Source organism: Candidatus Hydrogenedentota bacterium, assembly GCA_018005585.1.
Classification (GTDB): domain Bacteria; phylum Hydrogenedentota; class Hydrogenedentia; order Hydrogenedentales; family JAGMZX01; genus JAGMZX01.
This window is the reverse complement of record JAGMZX010000087.1, coordinates 14130-19165: the sequence shown is the minus strand read 5'-3', so window position 1 is coordinate 19165 and position 5036 is coordinate 14130. Positions and strand designations below refer to the sequence as shown.

Below are 5036 nucleotides of genomic sequence, written 5' to 3'. Positions count from 1 at the left end.
GGAAAATCAGGGTCCCATGCATCGATATACACATGGCCCGTCATGACCATGCCGGTTCCGGCCTCAATGACCGCGCCCCAATGCCCCAGGCCGCCTTCCCACAGTTCGGCGTCGCTCAGGGTCACGTGTGGCGCGGCGCTGTGCGTATCCTCCACGTAGTAGGCCAGACCGGGAAAGTGTTTGGCGCAGGCGATAACTCCCGCATCCTGCAAGCCCCGCACCGCCGCGCGGCCCAGGAGCGCGTTCCGCGCCATGTCTCCGCCGAAACTGCGGACCGTGTAGTCCGGGTTTTCCGGACGCGTGAGGACGTCTATCGCAGGCGCGAAGTTCACGTTAACACCGCACGCGCGCATCTCGACGCCCAGCGTGTGATAGGCGGCGTAGGCGTCCGCTTCCCGCCCCGATGCGCCCAGCGCCATATTGCCCGGCGTCGGCGTCGCGCCGAGCATGTAGTGAATCGGCGCGGCCACGCCGCCCTCCCCGTCCAACGCGACAAACAGCGGGATGCCCCGGCCGCCGTCCATCGCGACGCTTTGAATCTCGTTAACGAGCGTCGCGCACTCCTCCGGAAACGTGAAGTTTTCCGGAACCTGCAGGAAGAATCCGCCAATGCGCTCTTCCGCAATCAGGGCGCGCATTTCGGGCGCGAGCGCGATGCCCGCATAACCAACGAGATGCATCTGCATCGCTTTCTGCTCGAGCGTCAGCCGGGCCAGAATGGCTTCGACTTCAGTCTCTTGCGCCGGGACATTCCACGCCGTTCCGCACAAGAAGAGGATGCTGACCAGGCTCAAAGGCAAGTGTGGCCTCCTTCTATCGCGCGTTCTCCCGAATCGCGCGGACCAGCCTATCGTGAATGCCGTCAATGGTGAAAATACCGCGCACGGCGGCGCCGCTTACGAGAATGTCGCCTGTCAGCACGATGTCTTCCTCAATCAATTCGCGATACGCCAAGTCGCGAAGCGTGTACAGGAAAAAGGCCAAGCTTTCAGCGGCGGCTTCGTCGCGGCCGTTGGCCTCCACGCGCACCCTTGCGCGGTTCGCCTCCTCGATATCAGCTGACAAGCGGACCGCTTCCAACCGCCGGAAGATGCCCGGAAGACGCTGCGCTTCCATGTCAAACGGCGCGTTCACCACCGCCTCGCGCTGTTCCAGCGCCAAGTCCCTGGGTGCAAGCAGCGCTTCGAGAGCGAGCAGGGCGCCGCCCGAACGGTTGTCGAGCAACGCTTCGAGCACATGCCCGCCCTCCAGCTCGAGTGGAGCAAACCGGGCTTCCGGCCACCATGCGGCGGCGCGCTCCCGCATTTCTCCCGAAACGGGCCAGTGCGAACGGACTACCCAGAGCCCGTCGGCTTCCTTGGCGGCCTGAATCCCCTGCTGGACGGGCGAAATACGCCACCCTTCCGGGTCGCTTGCGAGCCACGCGAGCGCGCCCGTCAACCGGCGCAGGCTCAGCGCCAGCACGCATGACGCCTGTTCCTGTTCGCCGTCGAAGCCGATGGCCAGTGTCGCTTCGTGTGGCAGGAACGCGGTGACGAATTGCGGCGGCGCGCCGCTAAAACCCTCCAATAGCAGCGACACCAGTTCCGGCGCGTTGGGGTTCAAACGCACAAGCACTTCGGGCTGCCCGCCCATGTGCGCCACCGTGTCGATACGCGGTGCTTCATGCGTGAGGTCCATCTTGGCCGCGAGATACGCCACACCCGCGACACACGCGCCCACGAGCACCGGCGAGATTAGACAACCGAGGCAACATCCTCTTCGCACAAACACCCTCCGGTTCTCTTGCAGCAGACTCTAGCCAACGGAACGAAGAGGATCAACTTCGTTAGATCGCATAGTCTTCGACGAAAACGCGCGCGTCGCGCACACTGACGAAGACGCGCTCGTCCCGTTTCAGATTCAGTTCCTTGAACCGGTCATGGGGCACCTCGACGAAGAGCGGCTCACCCGTTTCCGCTTTGAGTTCCACCTTGACCACCGGCCCGGCGGACAACACGCGCACGACGCGCGCATCGAGCATCGGACGGTCGCCGTTTTTGCGGTGGATTTCCAGGTCGTAAGGACGCACGAACGCGCGGGCTTCCTGGCCGTCCGGCACGGGCTTTTGCGCCTGGCCGAGCACGAGCGGGCCGAAGGTGACCGCACCCGCGGCCACGCGCCCGTGAAACAGGTTTATATTGCCCAGGAACTTGACCACAAATTCCGTAGCGGGCCTGTGAAACACTTCTTCCGGCGTACCCACCTGCTCGATGCGGCCCTCGTTGGTCACCACCACGAGGTCGGCCACTTCCAACGCTTCTTCCTGGTCGTGCGTGACGAAAATGCTGGTCACGTGAATCTCGTCGTGCAAGCGGCGCAGCCAGCGGCGCAGTTCCTGACGCACTTTCGCGTCGAGCGCGCCGAACGGCTCATCCAGCAGCAACACCCGCGGCTCAATGGCGAGCGCCCGCGCCAGAGCGACGCGCTGGCGCTGCCCACCGGACAGCTGGTTGGGGTAACGGTTTTCGAGGTTCTCCAACTGGATCAAGCGCAACAATTCGCGTACGCGCGACTGGATTTCCGCCTTGGATGGCCGCTGCCGCCGCGGCCGTACGCGCATCCCGAACGCGATGTTCTCGAAAACGGTCATGTGCCGGAACAACGCATAGTGCTGAAACACAAAACCCACGTGCCGCTGTCCCGCGCCGCGCCGCGCGACGTTCTCCTGGTGAAACAGAATCTCACTCTCGGGCCGCGGGTCCGGCTGGTCCAGTCCAGCGATGATTCGCAGGAGCGTTGTCTTGCCCGAACCGGACGGCCCGAGCAGCGCCACCAATTCCCCATCCGGCACTTCCAGGCTCACGTCGTCCAGCGCCTTGAAACGGCCGAACGTCTTCGTAATGTGCCGCACCTCAATGCTCATCATTCACTCCTCCCTGCGCAGGGTCGTCGTTTCTTTTTCGTTCAGGCGTCAGCGGGCGCGGTGTCCTCGTCGCTCATGACCCGCCGGCTGCGCCACTCGATGAGACTCTTCAAGACGAGCGTCGCCAGTGCCAGCAGGGCCAGCAATGACGCCACCGCGAAGGCCGCCACAAAGTTGTACTCGTTATAGAGAATCTCGACGTGCAGCGGTATGGTGTTGGTCTTGCCGCGAATATGCCCGGACACCACGGAGACCGCGCCGAATTCGCCCATCGCGCGCGCATTACACAAAATAACGCCATATAGCAGCGCCCACTTGATATTGGGCAGGGTCACGCGCCAGAAGGTCTGGCGGCCATTCGCGCCCAGCAACAGCGCGGCCTGCTCCTCGTCCGTGCCTTGTTCCTGCATCAGCGGAATCAATTCGCGCGCTACGAAAGGAAACGTGACAAAGACCGTTGCCAGCACAATGCCGGGCACGGCGAAGATAATCTTGATGTCGTTTTCCGCAAGCCACGGACCGGCCAGTCCTTGTCTCCCGAAGAGGAGCACGTAGATGAGCCCCGAAACCACCGGCGAAACGGCAAAGGGCAGGTCGATCAATGTCACCAGGATATTCCGGCCGCGGAATTGGAATTTCGTGACGGCCCACGCCGCGGCGAGACCGAAAACGAGGTTCGCGGGCACGGCGATACCCGCCGTGATCAGGGTCAACTTGATGGCCGCCAGCGCCGCAGGGTCGCGAAAGCTCGCCCAATAGGCCTCGACGCCTTTGCGCAATGCTTCCGTGAACACGGCCACAAGCGGCGCGAGCAGGAAAAGCCCGAGAAAGAGGATGCTGATGCCGATCAACAGCATCTTCACCCACCAGGGCTCGCCCGTCGGATTGCGCCACACTAAGCGCGTCGCACGTTGGGACACCGGAGCCGAAGCGGACATGTCACGCGCCCTTTGTATAGCGGTGGGTGCTCCACCATTGCAGCAGGTTGATGCCAAAGAGCAGCACGAAGGAAGCGATCAGCATGACGACGGCGATGGCCGTGGCGCCCGCATAGTCGTATTGCTCCAGTTTCGCGATGATCAGCAGGCTCGCGATCTCGGTTTTCATGGGCATGTTCCCGGAAATGAACACGACGGAACCGTATTCGCCTATCGCCCGCGCGAAGGCCAGCGCGAAACCCGTGAGCAACGCGGGCATGATCGCCGGCACAATCACCTTTCTGAACGTCTGAAACCGGGTTGCGCCCAGGCTCGCCGCGGCCTCTTCATATTCGGGATCGAGGTCTTGCAGTGCGGGTTGCAGCGTGCGCACGACAAAGGGCAGTCCGATGAAAGTCAGCGCAATAACAACGCCGATCGGCGAGAACGCCGCCTGGATGCCCAGTGCTTCCAGCGGTTTGCCAATCCAGCCGTTGCGCGCGTAGATGGCCGTCAACGCAATGCCCGACACGGCGGTAGGCAGCGCGAACGGGAGGTCGACCATCGCGTCCACGACTCGTTTTCCGGGAAAGCGGTAGCGCACGAGCGTCCACGCCACTATGAAGCCGAACACCGCGTTGATCAGCGCGGCGATCAGCGACGCGCCGAACGTCAGCTTGTATCCGGCCAGCACGCGCGGGTCTGTCACGGCGCCCCAGAAGTCCGACCAAGTCATCGTGGCCGTCTTGAGGAACAAACCGGAAAGCGGGATCAGCACGATGAGGCTGAGGTAGAGCATGGTATAGCCGAGCGTCAGCCCGAAACCGGGCAATACGCTGAATTGCCGCCATCTCATCATCCGGTCACTCCTGCAGAACGGGGACTGGCCCCGGCGAGCGAGTCTTCGAACGAGACGCGCCTGGCCCCGAGCCGGGTGACGGCACACGCGAGTCCGCGGCGTGCCCGTCCGCTGTTTTCTCGCTTCCTCATTTCATCGTCCCGGCGTGTAGATCTGGTCGAAAATGCCGCCATCAGCGAAGTGGTCCTTCTGCGCTTTCTGCCAGCCGCCGAAAACATCGTCGATCGTGAACAGGGTGACTTGCGGGAAACGCGCAACGTCCGCGGGCTCCGCGTGCTCCGGGTGGCGCGGGCGGTAATAGTGTTTCGCGGCTATGCGCTGCCCCTCCGGCGAATACAGGTACTCGAGATACGCA

The 5036-nt window shown here is 63.1% G+C and carries 6 protein-coding genes; all 6 read right to left on the bottom strand.

Features of this window, described 5'->3' with window-relative positions; translation table 11 throughout:
* A partial coding sequence (locus KA184_14800) for a glycoside hydrolase family 3 protein (GenBank protein ID MBP8130845.1) occupies positions 1-800 on the bottom strand: 800 nt, incomplete at its 3' end.
* Positions 801-813: 13 nt separating this feature from the next.
* Entirely contained in the window at positions 814-1767 is a 954-nt protein-coding gene (locus KA184_14795) for a hypothetical protein (GenBank protein MBP8130844.1), read from the bottom strand.
* A gap of 61 nt (positions 1768-1828) precedes the next feature.
* Entirely contained in the window at positions 1829-2905 is a 1077-nt protein-coding gene (locus KA184_14790; protein MBP8130843.1) for a sulfate ABC transporter ATP-binding protein, read from the bottom strand.
* Positions 2906-2946: 41 nt separating this feature from the next.
* On the bottom strand, positions 2947-3843 hold the full coding sequence (gene cysW / locus KA184_14785; protein ID MBP8130842.1) for a sulfate ABC transporter permease subunit CysW: 897 nt from the start codon (positions 3841-3843) through the stop codon (positions 2947-2949).
* Position 3844: 1 nt separating this feature from the next.
* Positions 3845-4681, bottom strand: coding sequence for a sulfate ABC transporter permease subunit CysT (gene cysT / locus KA184_14780; GenBank protein ID MBP8130841.1), 837 nt, complete (start codon positions 4679-4681; stop codon positions 3845-3847).
* Between the two features lie 132 nt (positions 4682-4813).
* Positions 4814-5036: hypothetical protein (locus KA184_14775; protein MBP8130840.1), on the bottom strand; the 223-nt coding region annotated here is incomplete at its 5' end.

What these genes read in the sequence shown, in the direction of transcription:
- KA184_14790 (MBP8130843.1), bottom strand. Translation starts at nt 2,905, where the DNA reads ATGAGCATTGAGGTGCGGCACATTACGAAGACGTTCGGCCGTTTCAAG.
- cysW (MBP8130842.1), bottom strand. Translation starts at nt 3,843, where the DNA reads ATGTCCGCTTCGGCTCCGGTGTCCCAACGTGCGACGCGCTTAGTGTGG.
- cysT (MBP8130841.1), bottom strand. Translation starts at nt 4,681, where the DNA reads ATGATGAGATGGCGGCAATTCAGCGTATTGCCCGGTTTCGGGCTGACG.